This window comes from Cohnella zeiphila (assembly GCF_014212055.1).
In the GTDB taxonomy this organism is placed as follows: domain Bacteria; phylum Bacillota; class Bacilli; order Paenibacillales; family Paenibacillaceae; genus Cohnella; species Cohnella zeiphila.
This window is the reverse complement of record NZ_JACJVO010000009.1, coordinates 325,376-340,299: the sequence shown is the minus strand read 5'-3', so window position 1 is coordinate 340,299 and position 14,924 is coordinate 325,376. Positions and strand designations below refer to the sequence as shown.

The 14,924-nt window shown below is 59.2% G+C and carries 15 protein-coding genes; 6 read left to right on the top strand and 9 right to left on the bottom strand.

The genetic code is table 11. The annotated features are described in order from the left end of the window. Positions 1-38: 38 nt before the first annotated feature. Entirely contained in the window at positions 39-1,160 is a 1,122-nt protein-coding gene (locus tag H7C18_RS08625) for a P-loop NTPase family protein (protein ID WP_185128619.1), read from the bottom strand. A gap of 315 nt (positions 1,161-1,475) precedes the next feature. On the opposite strand from H7C18_RS08625, the gene H7C18_RS08620 reads away from it, so the two are divergent. Next, positions 1,476-2,672 (top strand): beta propeller repeat protein, encoded by a 1,197-nt coding sequence (locus H7C18_RS08620; protein ID WP_185128618.1) that lies wholly within the window; start codon positions 1,476-1,478, stop codon positions 2,670-2,672. A gap of 95 nt (positions 2,673-2,767) precedes the next feature. On the opposite strand, the gene H7C18_RS08615 is transcribed toward H7C18_RS08620, so the two are convergent. Both H7C18_RS08615 and H7C18_RS08610 read right to left on the bottom strand, forming a co-directional pair. After that, complete coding sequence (locus H7C18_RS08615) at positions 2,768-3,706, bottom strand: SPFH domain-containing protein (RefSeq protein ID WP_185128617.1); 939 nt, start codon at positions 3,704-3,706, stop codon at positions 2,768-2,770. Continuing rightward, positions 3,707-4,144 carry an NfeD family protein gene (locus H7C18_RS08610; protein WP_185128616.1) on the bottom strand — a complete coding sequence of 146 codons (438 nt, stop codon included), beginning with the start codon at positions 4,142-4,144 and terminating at the stop codon, positions 3,707-3,709. Positions 4,145-4,606: 462 nt separating this feature from the next. Here H7C18_RS08610 and H7C18_RS08605 point away from each other — a divergent pair, with 462 nt between their 5' ends. Together H7C18_RS08605 and H7C18_RS08600 are read left to right on the top strand one after the other, a co-directional pair. Further along, the gene (locus H7C18_RS08605; protein WP_185128615.1) at positions 4,607-5,032 is read left to right on the top strand and encodes a hypothetical protein; all 426 of its coding nucleotides are present in this window, start codon (positions 4,607-4,609) and stop codon (positions 5,030-5,032) included. 448 nt (positions 5,033-5,480) lie between these two features. Further along, positions 5,481-5,711, top strand: a complete 231-nt coding sequence (locus H7C18_RS08600; protein WP_185128614.1) for a hypothetical protein — start codon at positions 5,481-5,483, stop codon at positions 5,709-5,711. A 294-nt stretch (positions 5,712-6,005) separates the two neighbouring features. Here the strand turns inward: H7C18_RS08600 and H7C18_RS08595 are convergent, their stop codons facing one another. Continuing rightward, on the bottom strand, positions 6,006-7,031 hold the full coding sequence (locus H7C18_RS08595; RefSeq protein WP_185128613.1) for a Gfo/Idh/MocA family protein: 1,026 nt from the start codon (positions 7,029-7,031) through the stop codon (positions 6,006-6,008). A gap of 16 nt (positions 7,032-7,047) precedes the next feature. Further along, entirely contained in the window at positions 7,048-7,938 is an 891-nt protein-coding gene (locus H7C18_RS08590; protein WP_185128612.1) for a sugar phosphate isomerase/epimerase family protein, read from the bottom strand. Positions 7,939-8,072: 134 nt separating this feature from the next. Here H7C18_RS08590 and H7C18_RS08585 point away from each other — a divergent pair, with 134 nt between their 5' ends. Further along, the gene (locus tag H7C18_RS08585) at positions 8,073-8,969 is read left to right on the top strand and encodes a helix-turn-helix domain-containing protein (RefSeq protein WP_185128611.1); all 897 of its coding nucleotides are present in this window, start codon (positions 8,073-8,075) and stop codon (positions 8,967-8,969) included. 85 nt (positions 8,970-9,054) lie between these two features. Here H7C18_RS08585 and H7C18_RS08580 read toward each other — a convergent pair whose 3' ends face one another. Beyond that, complete coding sequence (locus tag H7C18_RS08580; RefSeq protein WP_185128610.1) at positions 9,055-9,873, bottom strand: SDR family oxidoreductase; 819 nt, start codon at positions 9,871-9,873, stop codon at positions 9,055-9,057. 197 nt (positions 9,874-10,070) lie between these two features. Between H7C18_RS08580 and H7C18_RS08575 the strand changes: the two genes are divergently transcribed. Further along, positions 10,071-10,499, top strand: coding sequence for an SRPBCC family protein (locus H7C18_RS08575; RefSeq protein ID WP_185128609.1), 429 nt, complete (start codon positions 10,071-10,073; stop codon positions 10,497-10,499). Between the two features lie 20 nt (positions 10,500-10,519). Here the strand turns inward: H7C18_RS08575 and H7C18_RS08570 are convergent, their stop codons facing one another. From H7C18_RS08570 to H7C18_RS08560, 3 genes are all read right to left on the bottom strand, one after another. Further along, on the bottom strand, positions 10,520-11,125 hold the full coding sequence (locus tag H7C18_RS08570) for a TetR/AcrR family transcriptional regulator (RefSeq protein ID WP_185128608.1): 606 nt from the start codon (positions 11,123-11,125) through the stop codon (positions 10,520-10,522). 184 nt (positions 11,126-11,309) lie between these two features. Continuing rightward, entirely contained in the window at positions 11,310-12,815 is a 1,506-nt protein-coding gene (melA, locus tag H7C18_RS08565) for an alpha-glucosidase/alpha-galactosidase (RefSeq protein WP_185128607.1), read from the bottom strand. 129 nt (positions 12,816-12,944) lie between these two features. Next, positions 12,945-13,841, bottom strand: coding sequence for an AraC family transcriptional regulator (locus H7C18_RS08560; protein WP_185128606.1), 897 nt, complete (start codon positions 13,839-13,841; stop codon positions 12,945-12,947). Between the two features lie 133 nt (positions 13,842-13,974). Between H7C18_RS08560 and H7C18_RS08555 the strand changes: the two genes are divergently transcribed. Further along, entirely contained in the window at positions 13,975-14,895 is a 921-nt protein-coding gene (locus H7C18_RS08555) for a J domain-containing protein (RefSeq protein WP_185128605.1), read from the top strand. The last annotated feature ends 29 nt before the right edge of the window (positions 14,896-14,924 follow it).

Here is a 14,924-nt window from a genome sequence, read left to right as displayed (position 1 = left end):
CGCCTCCATTTCCTCCGTCCGCTTCAGTCGCCGTCCGTTCATGTCCCCGTCTCGGCGGCCGTTCGCCCGGAAGGGACGAGCCCCCATCCGTCCAGCAGCCGGTCGACCGCTCCGCAAAATGCGGGCGCCTGCAGCAAGCGGCTCGGCTGATCGATCGCTTTCCATTGCGGGATGTAGGGTAGCTCTCCGTCCGGAGCGGCCCCCGGCAAACTCCACCGGTTCGCGCTGCTTCCGGAAGCTTTGTTCCGCACGAACGAAACCTTTCCGGGCCGCGCGAACAGCTCGTCCTGCCAATGGCGGCACAGCTTCTCCGCCTTGCGCAGGCATAGCGCGTCGTCGACCGTCAGCCAGACGACCCGGTCGCTTCCCGCCAGCAATTCCAAATGCCAATCGCTTGCGCCGCTGTCCGGATCGGCGACGATGAGATCGTACGTCCCCAGCGAAGTCAACGCGGAGAGCAGCTGCTTCAGCCGCTCCGTCGTCATGGCGAGCCGTTCCGACGGATCGTCCGGAGCGTCCAGGTAGTCCGCTTGCAGCCAGGGGTGCCGGCGGCGCAGCCGCTCCCATTCGTCGCGGACCCGTTCGGGACCGGCTTGAAGCGCGTACAGCAGCCGGGACAGCGAATCCGGCTCACCCGTTCCGAACAGCAGTTCGGTGGCGTTCAGAAGCTCGAGATTCAAATAAAGCGTCCGATATCCCCGCTCGCACGCTTGACGAACCAGGTTGAGCGAGACGGCGGTCTTTCCCGCCCCGCCGCTCGCGGAGAATACCGTCCATACCGGCGTGCCCCGGGCATCGCCGGCTTCGCGGCCGCCCCCTTCGCAGACGAGACTGCGCAGCTCCGCAACCACTCGGGACAACGCCTGGTACTGCGCTACCTCCGCCCAGCCGGGAGCCGGTTCCCGCTCCCCGGGCCGGTCGGCCAGCACGATTCCTTTCCCTCTCCATCCCGCCCTTTCGGCTTCTTCCCGCGCCCTCTCCAGCATCGAGGACTGAACGACCAGCGCGTCCGCCCGCTGCGCATCCTTCAGATGCCGCGCCAGCGACGCCTCCTGGGTAAAAGCCGCCACTTCCCATTCCGGTTCGTTCTCCTTCAAAAAGCGGGCCAGCTTGGCCGCATACTGCGGGTCGGGCGCCGCCAGAACGACGCGTCTCCTCACTTTTCAGCCTCCTCCTCCGCCTGCGGAAAACGCAAAAAACCGCAATCCCCAGACGCCCATGCGTCGGGAATTGCGGTGCTTCCGCAAACCGGATGATTTTCGTATGAACAAGATACCATTTCCTGCTAGACTCGTCAACGGTTCATTTCCGATTCCGTCTAAATCGGACAGACTTCGGATCACCATTTTATCGATCATGTAATATTAATTTCCCCGGCTTCACCCAAACGATTGAAGTGGGAAATGAAGGGAAATGCTAGGTTCAGCGAATGCTTTCGACCGAAGGCCGACGCCGAACAACAAGGAGAGATGCAGATGAGAAAATCCATCGGGTTCACGAGAACGCTGGCGCTTGCGGCGGCGATGCTGCTGGGAGTGGCGGCCGGAACGGCCGCCGCGGAGACCGGGGACGCTCCCGAACCGAGCGCGGCTCCGGCCCCGAGCGGTCCGCAGCCGCTTAAGCTGAATCAGGTCCAGTTCGTCGATGCCAACCATGGCTGGACGGTCGGATCGAACGGGGGCCAGGCCGATTCGACGGTCTGGAGAACGACGGACGGAGGGCGGAAATGGAAGTCCGCCGCGCTCGGCGGCGGCGTGCGGAACGCCTCGATCGGCATGGCGAACGAGAAGCACGGCTGGGCGGTCGGCCCCGCCGCCTGCAAGGACGAAGCAGGCATGTCCGTCTGCGGCCAAACGACCGTACTCCACACCCATGACGGGGGCCATTCCTGGCTTGCCCAGCTGACCCGCCAGGACGCCGCCGCCAACGCGGACAACGAAGTCGATCCGATCACCGACCATACCGCCTTCGTGCGGGTCCGTTCGTCGCTCTGGCGGACAACCGACCAGGGCAAGAACTGGACGGACATTTCGCTCGGCGCCTCGGAAGCGCACCCGTACACGATCTCGTTCGCCAACGACCTGATCGGCTTCGCCGCCGGCCGAATCGGCCCCGACTGTCCGGAGAAGGGGCAAGTCCCCGCTTCTCCCAACGCCAAATGCCAGGTTGCCGTCTGGAAAACAAAAAACGGAGGCCGCAGCTGGAGCCGGCTTCCCCACGCGCCCAAGCAGAACGGGGAATGGTATCCGGTCGATATTCAATTCCCGGATACCCGCAACGGCTACTTGCTGCTCGTCAATCCGGACACGCACGGGTCGCTGCTTTACTTTACTTCCAACGGAGGCGCCAACTGGAGGCTCCGCAACTCGAAGATTCCCGGCATCCGCCCGTACGCGGTCAAGCTCGATTTCGTCAATCCGCGGACGGGCTACGTGCCGCTCAGCGTCGGGGCCGGCCCGGTCGACGGCGGCCTGCTGAGGACGATCAACGGCGGAACGACGTTCGCGAAGCTGGAGGACCGCCGGCTTGTCAGCGTGGAGGACGCCGATTTCCTCACGCCGCGCCGCGGCTTCGTCGTCGCGATGAATCCAAGCGACCCGAACGCCCGCCTGGTGCTCGCCACGGACGACGGCGGCGGCAGCTGGAAGGACATTACGCCCGAAGACTCTTGATCCGAAGCGCAAACACGGACCCTTCGGGATTGGCGGCCGTAACCGCCGTCCCGAAGGGTCTGCTTTTTTTTTACGGCACTCCTGCGTTCCGCCGCCTATTGCTCCGTCGAATTTTTGTCCCGGAACACTTCCGCCATCGCCCCGAGGCTGCCGAGCGCCGCGGCCGCGCTCGAGGGAAGGAACACTTTATTGGCCGGCCCTTTGGCGATCTCGGCCAGCGCCTCGAACGACTTGTAAGCGAGCACGTTCTCGTTCAGGCCACCGGCTCGCAGCAGCTCGACGCGCGTCTTCTCCGCTTCCGCCACCGCCTCGATCGCCTTCGCCCGCCCTTGCGCCTCTAGCTCCTGCGCCTGGCGAAGCCCTTCCGCTTCGCGGATGCGCGCTTCCTTGTCGCCTTCCGCCTTCAGAATCTTGCTCTGCTTGTCGCCTTCCGCGCGGAGGATCATATCCTGCTTCGCCGCCTCGGCCTCCAGCACGATCGCCCGCTTGCTGCGTTCGGCTTTCATCTGCTTATCCATCGCCTCTTGAATGTCGCCCGGCGGCTTGATGTCGATGACTTCGACCCGCTCGATCCGCACGCCCCACTTCTCCGTCGCCTCGTCGAGCGCGTGCCGGATCTCGATGGAGATTTTCTCCCGTCCGGACAGCGTCTCGTCCAGCTCCAGCTTGCCGATAATCTGCCGCATCGTCGCCGTGGTGATATTCCGCACGCCGGATACGTAATCGGAGATGCCGTATGTCGCCTGATCGGGCGCGATCACTTGGTAGAAAATGATCGTGTCGATCTGCACCTGCACGTTGTCCTTCGTAATGACCGTCTGAGGAGGAACGTGCGCCTGCTGGATGCGCAAATCGTGGTAGACCCGCACCAGATCGATGAACGGGACGAGCACGTTCACGCCCGGCGTCAGCAGCCGGTTGAATTTGCCCAACCGCTCGATCACCCCGACCTTCTGTTGCGGAACGATTTTGACGGCAAAAGCGATAAACAGGGCAACCAGCGCCAAAATGATGACCAGAATCACATAGCCCATCTACCCGTCTTCCCCTCCTTTTCGCACTTCCAGCCGGGTCGTCCCCCGTTGCACGACGACGACGCGATCCCCCTTGGCAAGCGGCTCCTGCGAATAAGCGCTCCACACCTGTCCGTCGATCCGGACGAGACCGGAGCTTCCCACCGAAACGTCTTCTTCCGCGATGCCGTTCCGGCCGACGAGCCGGTCGACCGAGTCCTTATAACGTGATGGGGTGGCGCGCCATTTGCGGACGAGCGGCTGCGCGAATGCCGTCAGTCCCCCGGCCGCGACGATCGCCGCAACCGCCTGCAGCCACAGCGAATCCGGCGCGAGCCAGGCGGCCAGCGCCCCGACCAGACAGCCGACGGCAAGCCACAGCAGAAAAAAAGTAAGCGTAAACAGTTCCGCGATCAAAAGAGCCAAGCCGACGATCAGCCATATGGCCCATGGAGACACGCGGTCCTCACCGCCCTTCCCTTCCGGCGTAAGGCCGGAAACGCGAGCCCACGCCCCGCCCAAAACCGGGCCGGACTCTCCACACATCTATACGCTGCGGCCGGTTGATACATTCCCGCAAGGGAACGCAATCTCCGCGAAACGCTAAAAAAGCCTCACGGCGGGGGAGCGAGGCTTTTTTAAAGCAATCATTACGGGTAGAGCTTGCTTAGCTAGGCAACCAAAATTCATGGCGTCATACTGCGCCATCGTCTCCGCCGCCAGCCGGACCTTTCGCAGGCACTCGACGAACTCGTCCTAGGTCAGATATTCAGGGTTCCAGTTCGTGTCGGCGCGGTGCTTCCGAAGCTGATGCCCAGCTCTTGCATGACATCGCTTCCTTAATTCGTAGGGCTACGAATACAAAAGAATTCTTGAGTAAAGGATAAAATCAGTTTTGACAAACTATTGGAGAGTGAAGAGATGGGTACAAAAGCATTTAAAGCAACAGACACCCATGGGTCTGCAAGATTTCGTGAAGCTGAGCCCGGACATAAACACGCGAAGCTATCCCCTGACCCACACATCCTAAAAGATGTTGAGAAAAACATAGAACTTGCTCGCATCGACGGACATAGTATTTGGATCTATACCGATGGAAAGTGTATCAGTGAATTTAAAATTACTTCTCTAGGATCTACCCCTCACTCGCCGGGTGAAGCAACTGCATATTATGTATTTTTGGACAAAAATAACAACAAAATAGCATCATGGGACGCCGGAGTGCTCCCCTTAAATTGCGGCGACAATCAAGTTCCTCGTCGCCTTGAAGGAACATTCGATGCCAGCAAATACAACGATATTGTCGATGTTACTTTTCCCGTCCCAGGGAACTTCGTTCTTTGCTAAGCTCCAACTCCTTCATGAAGTACCCGAATCCCAAACTGCAACGGGAGCGTCTGCGGCGGATCGACCGCATTCCCCAGCGCTTTCAGCCGAGCCGCCCGGTTCTTCACTCCGGTCGATATCCGAGGCGGCTCCTAGCACCCAAGAGGGGCTAGGCTCTCCAACGATTCTGCACATCTCCGACCAGAAAAAACGTCATTTAATGTGTCTATTTGCTTGCCCGCATATTTGACAGGGAAACCACCGCGACGTTGTCAATTCCTGAAATGCCTTAAAGCCACTGTCTCTATGCCGCCCACTCCGCCGGCAAGCTGATCCCGCTGATGCCTGCGAAAAACCTAAGCTGTTTCATAAAATCCCCTTTATTAAATAGTTTCGAACTTTTTAATCTATTACGCGTACTAATCCTCAGGAGGCGATAAAATTGCTCACTGTCAGGAGAAAACATGCTTTGAAAACTATCGGCTTGGCAATGGGAACGGCATCGACGGCAACCCTTTTTCTGTATTGCTTTGCAGCAAGACTGTTTTGGCAACAACTCAATATTGGGCTTGAAGGATATTTTGTATTAGCGACGTGCCCGGTTATACTGGCTGCGCAACTTAGAAACCAATATTCCAAATTCCAAGAGGCAGTAAAAAAAGACATTGAATTAATATCAGAAGAACAAACCAATCGTTGAACGAAATACTTTTCTTTGCCGCCGGCGAAAGATTTCGGTTTGAAGACCCAAGCGAAAACAAATTGTACCGTCGTCGTTACGAATTGATTAGGGTTTGCCATAGATTAATTAACCAATTTCCAGATCAATACTTGCTAATGCGCTTAATGTGCTGTTCAACTTCACCCACGGATCCGGCTCTACGCCGAGAAACGGCCTGCCGGCTCGAATTAAAAAACTCCCCATCAACCTACCGCCTGGCCCCCGGCGGGACCGATCGGCAAGGTTGTATGGGGAGTCGTTACGTTCCGCAGCTTACAGATCCTTCAGCCAAATTTTCTTGCCGGTTTTGGCGCTCTCGATCGCCCCCAGCACCATGGCGATGCTGTGGACGTTGTCGCGGCAGTCGGTCTCGGCCGGACGGCCGGACGCCAGGGCGGCGAGCATCTCGTCCAGGCAGCCGGCATGACCTTCGCGTCCGGTCCAATCGAACTCCGCTTCGACCCGAGCGTTCTCGCGAATGAACTTGCCATCCTGCTCGGCGGCGACGACTTCCGCGTACGGCGCATTCGTTCCGTCCCACAGCGCCGTGCCGCGCTCGCCCGTAATCCGCCAGTCGGATTCCCACGAGGTGGGCGCTCCTTCGGCGCACCACGAACCGCGGTAGCAGAACACCGAGCCGTCGGACATTTCAAAGATGCAGACAGCCGAGGCGTTGCCCGCGTACCACGACCCCGGAGGATTGAATTCGTGGCAGTAGACGGATACCGGATCGGCTCCGGTCAGCATCCGCGCTTGGTCGAACGTGTGGATGGCCATGTCCAGAATGAGCGGGCTGTCCATCGCTTCCCGGAACCCGCCGAAGTGCGGCCCGAGGAAAAAGTCGGCGCCGACATAGCCGACTTTGCCGATCGTTCCGCGTTCGATCAGCCCGCGCAGCGCGCGGATGTTGGCGTTGTATCGGCGATTCTGCATGACCGCCAGCGTGCGGCCCGTCCGCTCGCTGACGCGGATCAGATCGCGGGCTTCCTCCATCGTCGCGGCCATCGGCTTCTCGCCGAGCACGTCGCAGCCCGCTTCCATCGCCGTCTTGCCGATCTGATGATGCGTGGCCGGAATGGTCACGTCGAAGACGAGATTCGCCCCCGATTCGGCGATCGCTTGCGCCAAGTCGGAATAGATGCCGCTCTTCAGCCCATATCTTTCCGCCATGGCCTGGGCGGCCGCCGGAAAGATGTCGACGAGCGCGACGATCTCCGCATCCTCCCTCGACAGTGCGTATTCCACCCAGGTTCTCGCCATTCCGCCGCAGCCGGCAAGCGCTATCCGATACGTTTTCATTTTTCCCACACCTTCCTTATTCCGGATTCGGCACGAAGTCGCCGCCGCGGCAGCGCTTGAGGTAATTCAGGGCGTGAACTTGACCGGTCATCTCCAGCTCGTCGCGGTATACCGGGTCGTGCCAGCCTTCAATGTCGATCGTTCCTTGGTAACCCGCCTGGCGCAAAATGGTGATGACGTCGGTCCAGTTCGTATCGCCGAAGCCCGGCGTCCGGTGCCAGACATATTTTTGCTTGCCGTGAACGCCGTATTCCTTGACGATGTCCCAAGCGATCGTGGCGTCCTTGCCATGCACGTGGAAAATTTTGTCCGTCCACTTGCGAAGCTGCGGAATCGGATCGATCAAGGCGACCATCTGGTGGCACGGTTCCCATTCCAGGCCGATGTTGTCCGCCGGCACCGCGTCGAACATCAGCTCCCAAGCCGTCGGGTTGTGCGCGATATTCCAGTCTCCCTTGTTCCAGTCGCCGTCCATCGAGCAGTTCTCGAACGCGATCCGCACGCCCCGGTCCGCCGCCCGGCGGGCGAGCTCTCCGAACACTTCCTTGAAGCGGGGGATCGACTCCTCGATCGGCCGGTCCGTCAGCCGTCCGGTAAAACCGTTTACAATGTCGGCTCCGAAATGATGCGCATGATCGATCAGCCGCTCCCAGCTCGCCAGCGAGTCCGCATTGTTGCCCTCGCCGGTAAGCGGATTGCCGAATACGCCGATGCTGGAGATGATCGCTCCATGCTCCTCCGCCACCGCGCGGGCGCGTTTTCCCAGCTCCGCCAGATCGGCATTCCCCGTCGTCTGCCAGAACGTCAGCGCGTATGACTCGAAGCCGTGCTTCGCGATCTGCGGAATGACGCGCACCGCGTCGTTCCCTCCGACCAGCGTTCCGACTCTCAGGTAGGTATTGCTCATTGTCCGTCACTCCTATATTGAGCTATAGTAAAGAATACAACCCGATTATATTTGGTATTTGCCGCGAGTTCTCTACCCGATCTTGTGTTTTATGGGTGGAATCTTGCGCTTTCGGGAAAAGGAGGCGAACGGCGGTGACGCACCCTCGCGAGCTGTGGGAGAATACTTCGCTGGCCGGGCAGGAATACCCGTTCCGCATGTTCCGGCTGCAGCACGACAACTGCCTGAAGGGCCAGCAAATCTTATGGCTGCATTGGCACGAGCATTTCGAGCTGCTCCTCATGGTCAAGGGGACGGCCGTCTTCCACATCGAGAGCGAGCCTTACGAAGCCGCGCCCGGCGACCTGCTGCTGGTCCCGTCCGGCGGGCTGCACGCCGGATTCAGTCCGTGCGACCAGGACATGGAGTTTATCGCCTTTGTGTTCAACGGCTCCATGCTCGGCGGCCTTCCTCACGACCCGGTCCATTCCCGCTTTCTGGCCCCGTACATCGAAGGCAAAGTCCGGTTCCCGGTGCGGATCGCCTCCGGAACGGATGCCGCAAGTCCCGTCCGGCAATGCGTCGTTCGCGCGATCGAAGAGTTCAACGACAAGCGCCGCGCCTACGAGCTGGCGGTCAAATCTCATCTGTACCTGCTGTTCTCCCTGCTGGCGCGGGAACACCTGGCGGAACGCGAAGCGGTCGGAGCGACGGCCTCGTTCTCGCGGAACTCCGAACGGTTCAAACCGCTCCTTCGATACGTGGAGGAGCATTACCAGGACGGCATAACGATAGAGGAAGCCGCCCGAAGGGTCAATCTGAACCCCTACCACTTCTGCAAACAGTTCAAAAAGCTGACCGGCCGAACGTTCGTCGACTACGTGAACTGGTACCGCATGAACGAAGCCGAACGCCTGCTGCTGGAGAGCGATCTTACCGTTACCGAAGCGGCCGACCGGGTCGGCTGCGGCAACCCGAATTACTTTACCAAGCTGTTTAAGCAGTACAAGGGAATGACTCCTTCCCAGGCGAGAGAACAGTCGGTCCGCTAAGATAACCCCGCAAAGCGGGGCGTGGCTTCGAAGCTTATTCAGGTACTTTGCGGGGACCCCGGAACTTTCCTGCCAAGCCGTACGATCAAAAATTTTGGGCCATGGTTTCCAAATATTGTTCGATCGGCACGGAGTTCCGCAGGGCCATCAGTTGATTGCCGGCGGCGCCGACCACGGTGCGGAATTTTTTGTTTTTCCCCGTCGCCTGGGCGACAATGGCATCCACGATGATTTCGGGGTCGTCGAGCTCGCGGCCGGCTTCCGCGGAACTCATGATCTTTTCCAGCTTCGTCATCATCTCGTCGTAGTCCCGGATCTTCTCATCTTTGTTCCAGGTAATATTGTCCTTGAAGTTATTTCCTGAAGAGCCGCCTTGCTCAATCAAGCGTAGTTCGATATTAAAGGGACGCAGTTCGTAGTAAAGACCTTCCGTTAATCCTTCCAGCGCGAACTTGGACATGTTGTAGAGCGATCCGAGCGGGACGGCCGTCGTAATCCCCATGAAGGAGCTGATATTGATAAACATCCCTCCTCCATTAGCCCGGTAATGCGGCAGAAATTGACGAATGACGTTGATCGGTCCCCGCGTATTCACGGCAAACTGCCAATCGATCGCATCTTCTTGGGCCAGCTCCAAAGGTCCGTAGGTGCCCATTCCGGCGTTATTGATGACGACGTCGATTTTCCCGAATGCGGCGATCGCTTGTTCCACCGCCGTTTGAACCTGATCCGCCTGGGTAACGTCCAGCTTGAAAATTTTAATGTTGTCGTAAGACGTCAGCTCGGTTTCTTTCTCCGGCGTACGCATGGTGGCCGCTACGTTCCAGCCCATCCGAGCGAATCGAATCGCCGTTCGTTTGCCCAATCCCGAACTGGTCCCCGTAATAAATACCGTTTTGCTCATCTTTGCCCCTCCAACTTTTAAATTGAACGTTCATTCTATTGTTGCAGAAGACTAGATCGAACGTTCATTCTAATCCTAATTTTCCGCATTCCGTTTGTCAAGCGAAGATTCGGATTCATGGCAAGTCTTGTTATGCTGGTCAAGCGCCCTCTATGTTTGCTACATTAAGGAAATAGCCGATAGGAGGAGGAACAAGCATGGCCGAGAATGTATCCCGCATCCGCATGAACGCCTCTGCCGACAAAGTATGGGAGGCTCTGACGAAGCCCGAGCTGGTCAAGCAGTGGCAGTACGGCAGCGATCTGCTGACGGATTGGCAGGTCGGAAGCGAGATCCGGTTCCGCAGCGCATGGGAAGGCAACGTGTACGAGCAGTGGGGCAAGGTACTGGAAGTCACGCCCGGGAAGCGGGTCAAGTATTCCCTGTTTGCGCCTCGTCCCGATTTGGAGGACAAGCCCGAGAATTACTTCGTCATGAGCTACGTCCTGGAAGAGGAAAACGGCGCAACGCTGCTGTCGATCGTGCAGACCGACAATCGGCCGGGTGCCGGCTCGTCGGACAGCGGCGCCGATGAAGGGGAGAACGCGGTGCTGTCCGCGCTCAAATCGGTGGCGGAAGCTCTGTAACCGAGGTCGTGCGGCGTCCGTTATGCCGGATCGGCGGACGCCGTTTCCTCGGCGCGAACCGAGTTCCAACAGGAGCGGATCGCCGTGCGGATCAACTCCTCCGTCAGTTGAAACCGCCCTTCCAAATGCCCTTTGATCAAATAGACGAACGAGCCGGTATGCATCTGCACCAGCGCCGCCGGGTTCTCTTTGACGAATTCCCCCCGGCCGATCGCCTCCTCGTACAGCTTGTTCATCGGGCCGCACCAGCCGCCTTCGTAAGCCTCCCCCTTCGATTCCGGATAAATATAAGGGGAGAAGGAATACTGTTCGATGAACCGGAAGCCTTGCGGATGCTCCAGGCTCAGCCGGACGTATCGGTCCCAGGCCCGATCGAATCGCGGCCGGATGTCGTCCGTATCGTAAAATCCTTTTAGCACGTACTCGCCGTTGAACTTCACGATCGCCTTGTACAGCTCGTTGATAACGGCCTCTTTGCTGTCGAAGTAATGATAGATGTTGCCCGTCGATACGCCGGACTGCTTGGCGATGAGCGACATCGACGTCGCCTGCAGATCCTTCTCGATCAAGATGCCGAGAGTCGTCTCCAGCACGGCTTTCTGCACTTTGTTGTAGCTCTCGAACATAAAGATCCCCCCGTCGAAAAATAGTTGCACCCCTCTAAATCGAACGTTCATTCCGATCATATCCGCACCGCGCCTTGACGTCAAGCCGGGCCAGCCCGGGGCGCTGTCGGCCCAACGAAAAACCCGCCGAGACGAATTCATCCGTCTCGGCGGGTTATCTTCCGCAAGGCTGCGAAAAGTTCGTTCAATGGGCCGCGGCGCGGTCCTTGCCCTTATCGGACTCGCCGGCGTTCTTGTTCGCCGCTTCGCGGTCCCGCTTCATCTCCTCGACCGTCTTCGTCGCCAGACGCGCCGCGCCGCGGTAGCCTTCGCGGGTCGGCAGCAGATTGCCCGCCGCCAGCCGCTCCTTCGCTTCGGCGATCGCCGGACCGTATTGCGGCAGCCACTTTTCTTGCGCGACCAGCATCTCGTCGACCATCTGCCAGATCTCCTTCGGGTTGCAGACGGCTCCGACAAGCGGGTCCATCATGAATGCCTGGCGCAGCAGCTTGTCGTCGCCGCGCACCGCCGCCTCGACCGCAAGCCGCTGAACGGAGATGCTGACGCTGCAGACGGCGGCCGGTCCGAGCGGCAGCTCGCCGACGACCGGCATCGAGATGCCGTTGCGGTCGACATAGCCCGGCGCCTCGATAATCGCGTCGCTCGGCAGATTGGAGATGACGCCGCCGTTGACGACGTTGAAGTGGCCGCGATAGACGCGCCCGGTCTCCAGTCCTTCGATGATGTAGGAGCCGTGCTCGTGGCTGCGCTGCGAAGCTTCGTACTTCAGCGCCGGATCCTTCATCCAGTTCGGGAAGTCGGTCTCGAACCAGTTCCGGCCTTCCGTGCAAACGCGAAGATAGCCGCCCGTCTCCCCGTTGATCCAGCTGCCCAGGTCGATCCATTCCCCGATCTCGTCCGGACGCTTGCGGTACCAGGGCACGTATTCGCTTAGATGGCCGTTGGATTCGGTGCTGTAGTACCCGAACCGCCGCAGCATATCGATGCGTACCTTCTCGGTGCGGCTGAAGTCCTTATGCTTTTCGAACGCCTCGAGCAGCTTGCCGGTCAGATCCTCCCCGTTGCGGCGGATTTGGATGTACCAGGTCTGGTGGTTGATGCCGGCGCAGACGATGTCGACTTCCTCCTGCTTCAAGCCGAACGCCTCGGCGATCTGCCAATGCCCGCCCTGCACCCCGTGGCACAGGCCGACCGTCCGCACGCCGCCGTACTTGTTGCACGCCCACGTGAGCATCGCCATCGGGTTCGCGTAATTGAGCAGCAGAACGTCCTCCGCCGCCGTCTCGCGGATATCCTTGCAGATGTCCAGCATCGCGGCGATTCCGCGCTGGCCGTACATAATGCCGCCGGCGCTCAGCGTATCTCCGACGCACTGGTCGACGCCGTACTTCAGCGGAATGTCCACGTCGGTCGCAAACGCTTCCAAGCCCCCGACGCGAATCGTGCAGATGACGTACTTGGCTCCCTTCAGCGCTTCCCTGCGGTCGGTCGTCGCCTGGATGCGGATGTCCAGCCCGTTCTCCCGAACGTCCCGCTGGCACAGCTCGGTCACCATCTTCAGATTGTGCGGGTTGATGTCCGTAAACGCAACTTCGATTCCGCGAAACTCCGGCACGCTGAGCAGGTCGCGCAGCAGGCCGCGGGTAAAGCCGATGCTGCCCGCGCCGATAAAAGCGATTTTGAAAGACATGTCCGATCCCTCCGTTGCCGCGATTGATATGCTGCTATTCGATCCTTCTCCATTGTAGCCGCGGCAACGGGCAAGCGTTATCAAGATCGTGACTTCCTGCATTCCGAACTGTCCGTAATTCTAACTTTTTCATCCCTCCCGCCAACGATGGGCGTCGATCGAATGCCGGAACGCCACGGGGGTCAGGCCGGTATGTTTTTTGAATAAGGCATGAAAATAAGATCGGCTGCCGACGCCGACATAGTCGGGGATGTCCGATACCGGGATGTCGGTCCGCAGCAGCAGCATCTTCGCCTTCTCCATGCGGATCGCGGTCAAATATTCCATCAGCGTCCGGCCGGTCTGGGCCTTGAACAGGCGCTGCAAGTAGCCGGGGTGCAGGTTGACCGCGGCGGCCGCATCTTTGACGCGGATATCCCGATCATAGTTCTCGTACAGGTAAGCCGCGCTCATCTTCACATAGAGAGCCGCCTGACGCTCCGGATCTCCCGCCGCTTCCTGCTTCAGTCTGGCGATCCGGATCAGGAGCTGGCACAGCAGAAGCTGTCCGAGCGTTCCTCCGTCCAGACCGCCCGCGTCCAGCTCGAGCACGAGGCTTTTGAGCGCATGGTATACTTCTTCGGGATCGCGAAGCACGACATATGGCCGATTCGAGACCAGCAGCCCGTGCAGCGGACCGTCCTCTTCGGCCAGCCGCTTGATGGACGGAACGGCGCTCCCGTGCGCCGCGGGCCCGAATTCCACGTTCAGCATCCGGCACGTATCCCGCACGATCAGCCGGTGCTCCGCGTTCGCATTGAGAAGAATGAACTCGCCCTTCTTCAACTCGATGCCTTCCGGAACGGCCGAATGGCCCTCTTGCAGCCACACCTCGCAAACCCCGGAAATCACGTACATAATTTCAGTGGAATCGTGGCGATGATAAGCCATGTCGTAGCGTTCCCACTGCTTGAAGTAATACGCGTGCACCCGGGGTTGACGCTCTTCCTCCAGCCAGACGGCCGGGAATAGTCCGAGACGGTCCATCGCCGACGCTCCCTTCTTTTCCCCTAATTGTAGCCGATCGTTCCCTGCCCGGACACCCCGAAGTGGAACCGTTTCCTATTATCACGTATACTTACGTATAGGATAAATGCTATCAAGCGAAGGTGACGATCATATGGAAGATTTGAAACAGGCTTACGAAGTGCTCGGACTTCCGGAGACGGCGACGAAGGAAGAGTTGGAGAATCGCTACTTCCTGCTCACGCGGCGGGCCCGCTCCCAGAAGATGCGGGAAGGGAACGAGTCCGATCCGGAAGGCGTTCTGGATATCGACGCGATATCGGAAGCGTACCGGTTCATTCGCGATTACGAGAAGAAGAAGGCGGAACAGGAGTACCTCGAGAAGACCTACGGCCCGGATAAAAAGAAAGCGGAACGGAGGCAGAAGCGAGCCCACTTCTTCCACTACTACAAATTCCATATCGTGATCGGCATCGTCATCCTCGCGCTGATCGTCTACGGCATCAAAAGCTACGCGGATCATCGGCAGCATCAGGCCGAGCTCGCGAAGCTGCCGCCCGCCAACCTTTCGGTCATGTTTTACGGCAATTATTTTTACGGCAATGGGTTTGGGAGCGACACGGAACCGCTGCAGAACGACATTTTGACGATGTTTCCGGATTGGAAAAGAGTCATCGCTCAGTTGACGTACGTGCCTGCGGAAATGAAGAGCGACCAGGACATGGCGCTGCTGCAGAAAGCGATGATCGTCGTGATGGAGGACAAATCGGATCTGTTCGTCATGGACAAGGCGAACTTCGAGAAGCTCGCTCCGCAGGGCGCATTCGTGCCGTTCGATACGCTGACCGAACCGGAAGCCGCAACGCTTGCGCAATCGGGCGCGGCGGTGAAGTCGAAGACCGAGGACGATACGGACGAGCACGTGTACGGCATCGACCTGTCGCAGACGGCGATCGGCAAAGAGCTGAAAATCAGCGGGTCGACGGAATACGTCGCCGCCGTCCGCATCAACGCCAAAAATCCCGACAGCGCGCTCGCCTTTATCCGGCATTTCGAGGACGAAGCGAAATCTTGACCGTTGGCTGACGCCCAAGAGCCCAAGAA

What these genes read in the sequence shown, in the direction of transcription:
- H7C18_RS08620 (WP_185128618.1), top strand. Translation starts at nt 1,476, where the DNA reads ATGAGAAAATCCATCGGGTTCACGAGAACGCTGGCGCTTGCGGCGGCG.
- H7C18_RS08615 (WP_185128617.1), bottom strand. Translation starts at nt 3,706, where the DNA reads ATGGGCTATGTGATTCTGGTCATCATTTTGGCGCTGGTTGCCCTGTTT.
- H7C18_RS08605 (WP_185128615.1), top strand. Translation starts at nt 4,607, where the DNA reads ATGGGTACAAAAGCATTTAAAGCAACAGACACCCATGGGTCTGCAAGA.
- H7C18_RS08595 (WP_185128613.1), bottom strand. Translation starts at nt 7,031, where the DNA reads ATGAAAACGTATCGGATAGCGCTTGCCGGCTGCGGCGGAATGGCGAGA.
- H7C18_RS08590 (WP_185128612.1), bottom strand. Translation starts at nt 7,938, where the DNA reads ATGAGCAATACCTACCTGAGAGTCGGAACGCTGGTCGGAGGGAACGAC.
- H7C18_RS08580 (WP_185128610.1), bottom strand. Translation starts at nt 9,873, where the DNA reads ATGAGCAAAACGGTATTTATTACGGGGACCAGTTCGGGATTGGGCAAA.
- H7C18_RS08575 (WP_185128609.1), top strand. Translation starts at nt 10,071, where the DNA reads ATGGCCGAGAATGTATCCCGCATCCGCATGAACGCCTCTGCCGACAAA.
- H7C18_RS08570 (WP_185128608.1), bottom strand. Translation starts at nt 11,125, where the DNA reads ATGTTCGAGAGCTACAACAAAGTGCAGAAAGCCGTGCTGGAGACGACT.
- melA (WP_185128607.1), bottom strand. Translation starts at nt 12,815, where the DNA reads ATGTCTTTCAAAATCGCTTTTATCGGCGCGGGCAGCATCGGCTTTACC.
- H7C18_RS08560 (WP_185128606.1), bottom strand. Translation starts at nt 13,841, where the DNA reads ATGGACCGTCTCGGACTATTCCCGGCCGTCTGGCTGGAGGAAGAGCGT.
- H7C18_RS08555 (WP_185128605.1), top strand. Translation starts at nt 13,975, where the DNA reads ATGGAAGATTTGAAACAGGCTTACGAAGTGCTCGGACTTCCGGAGACG.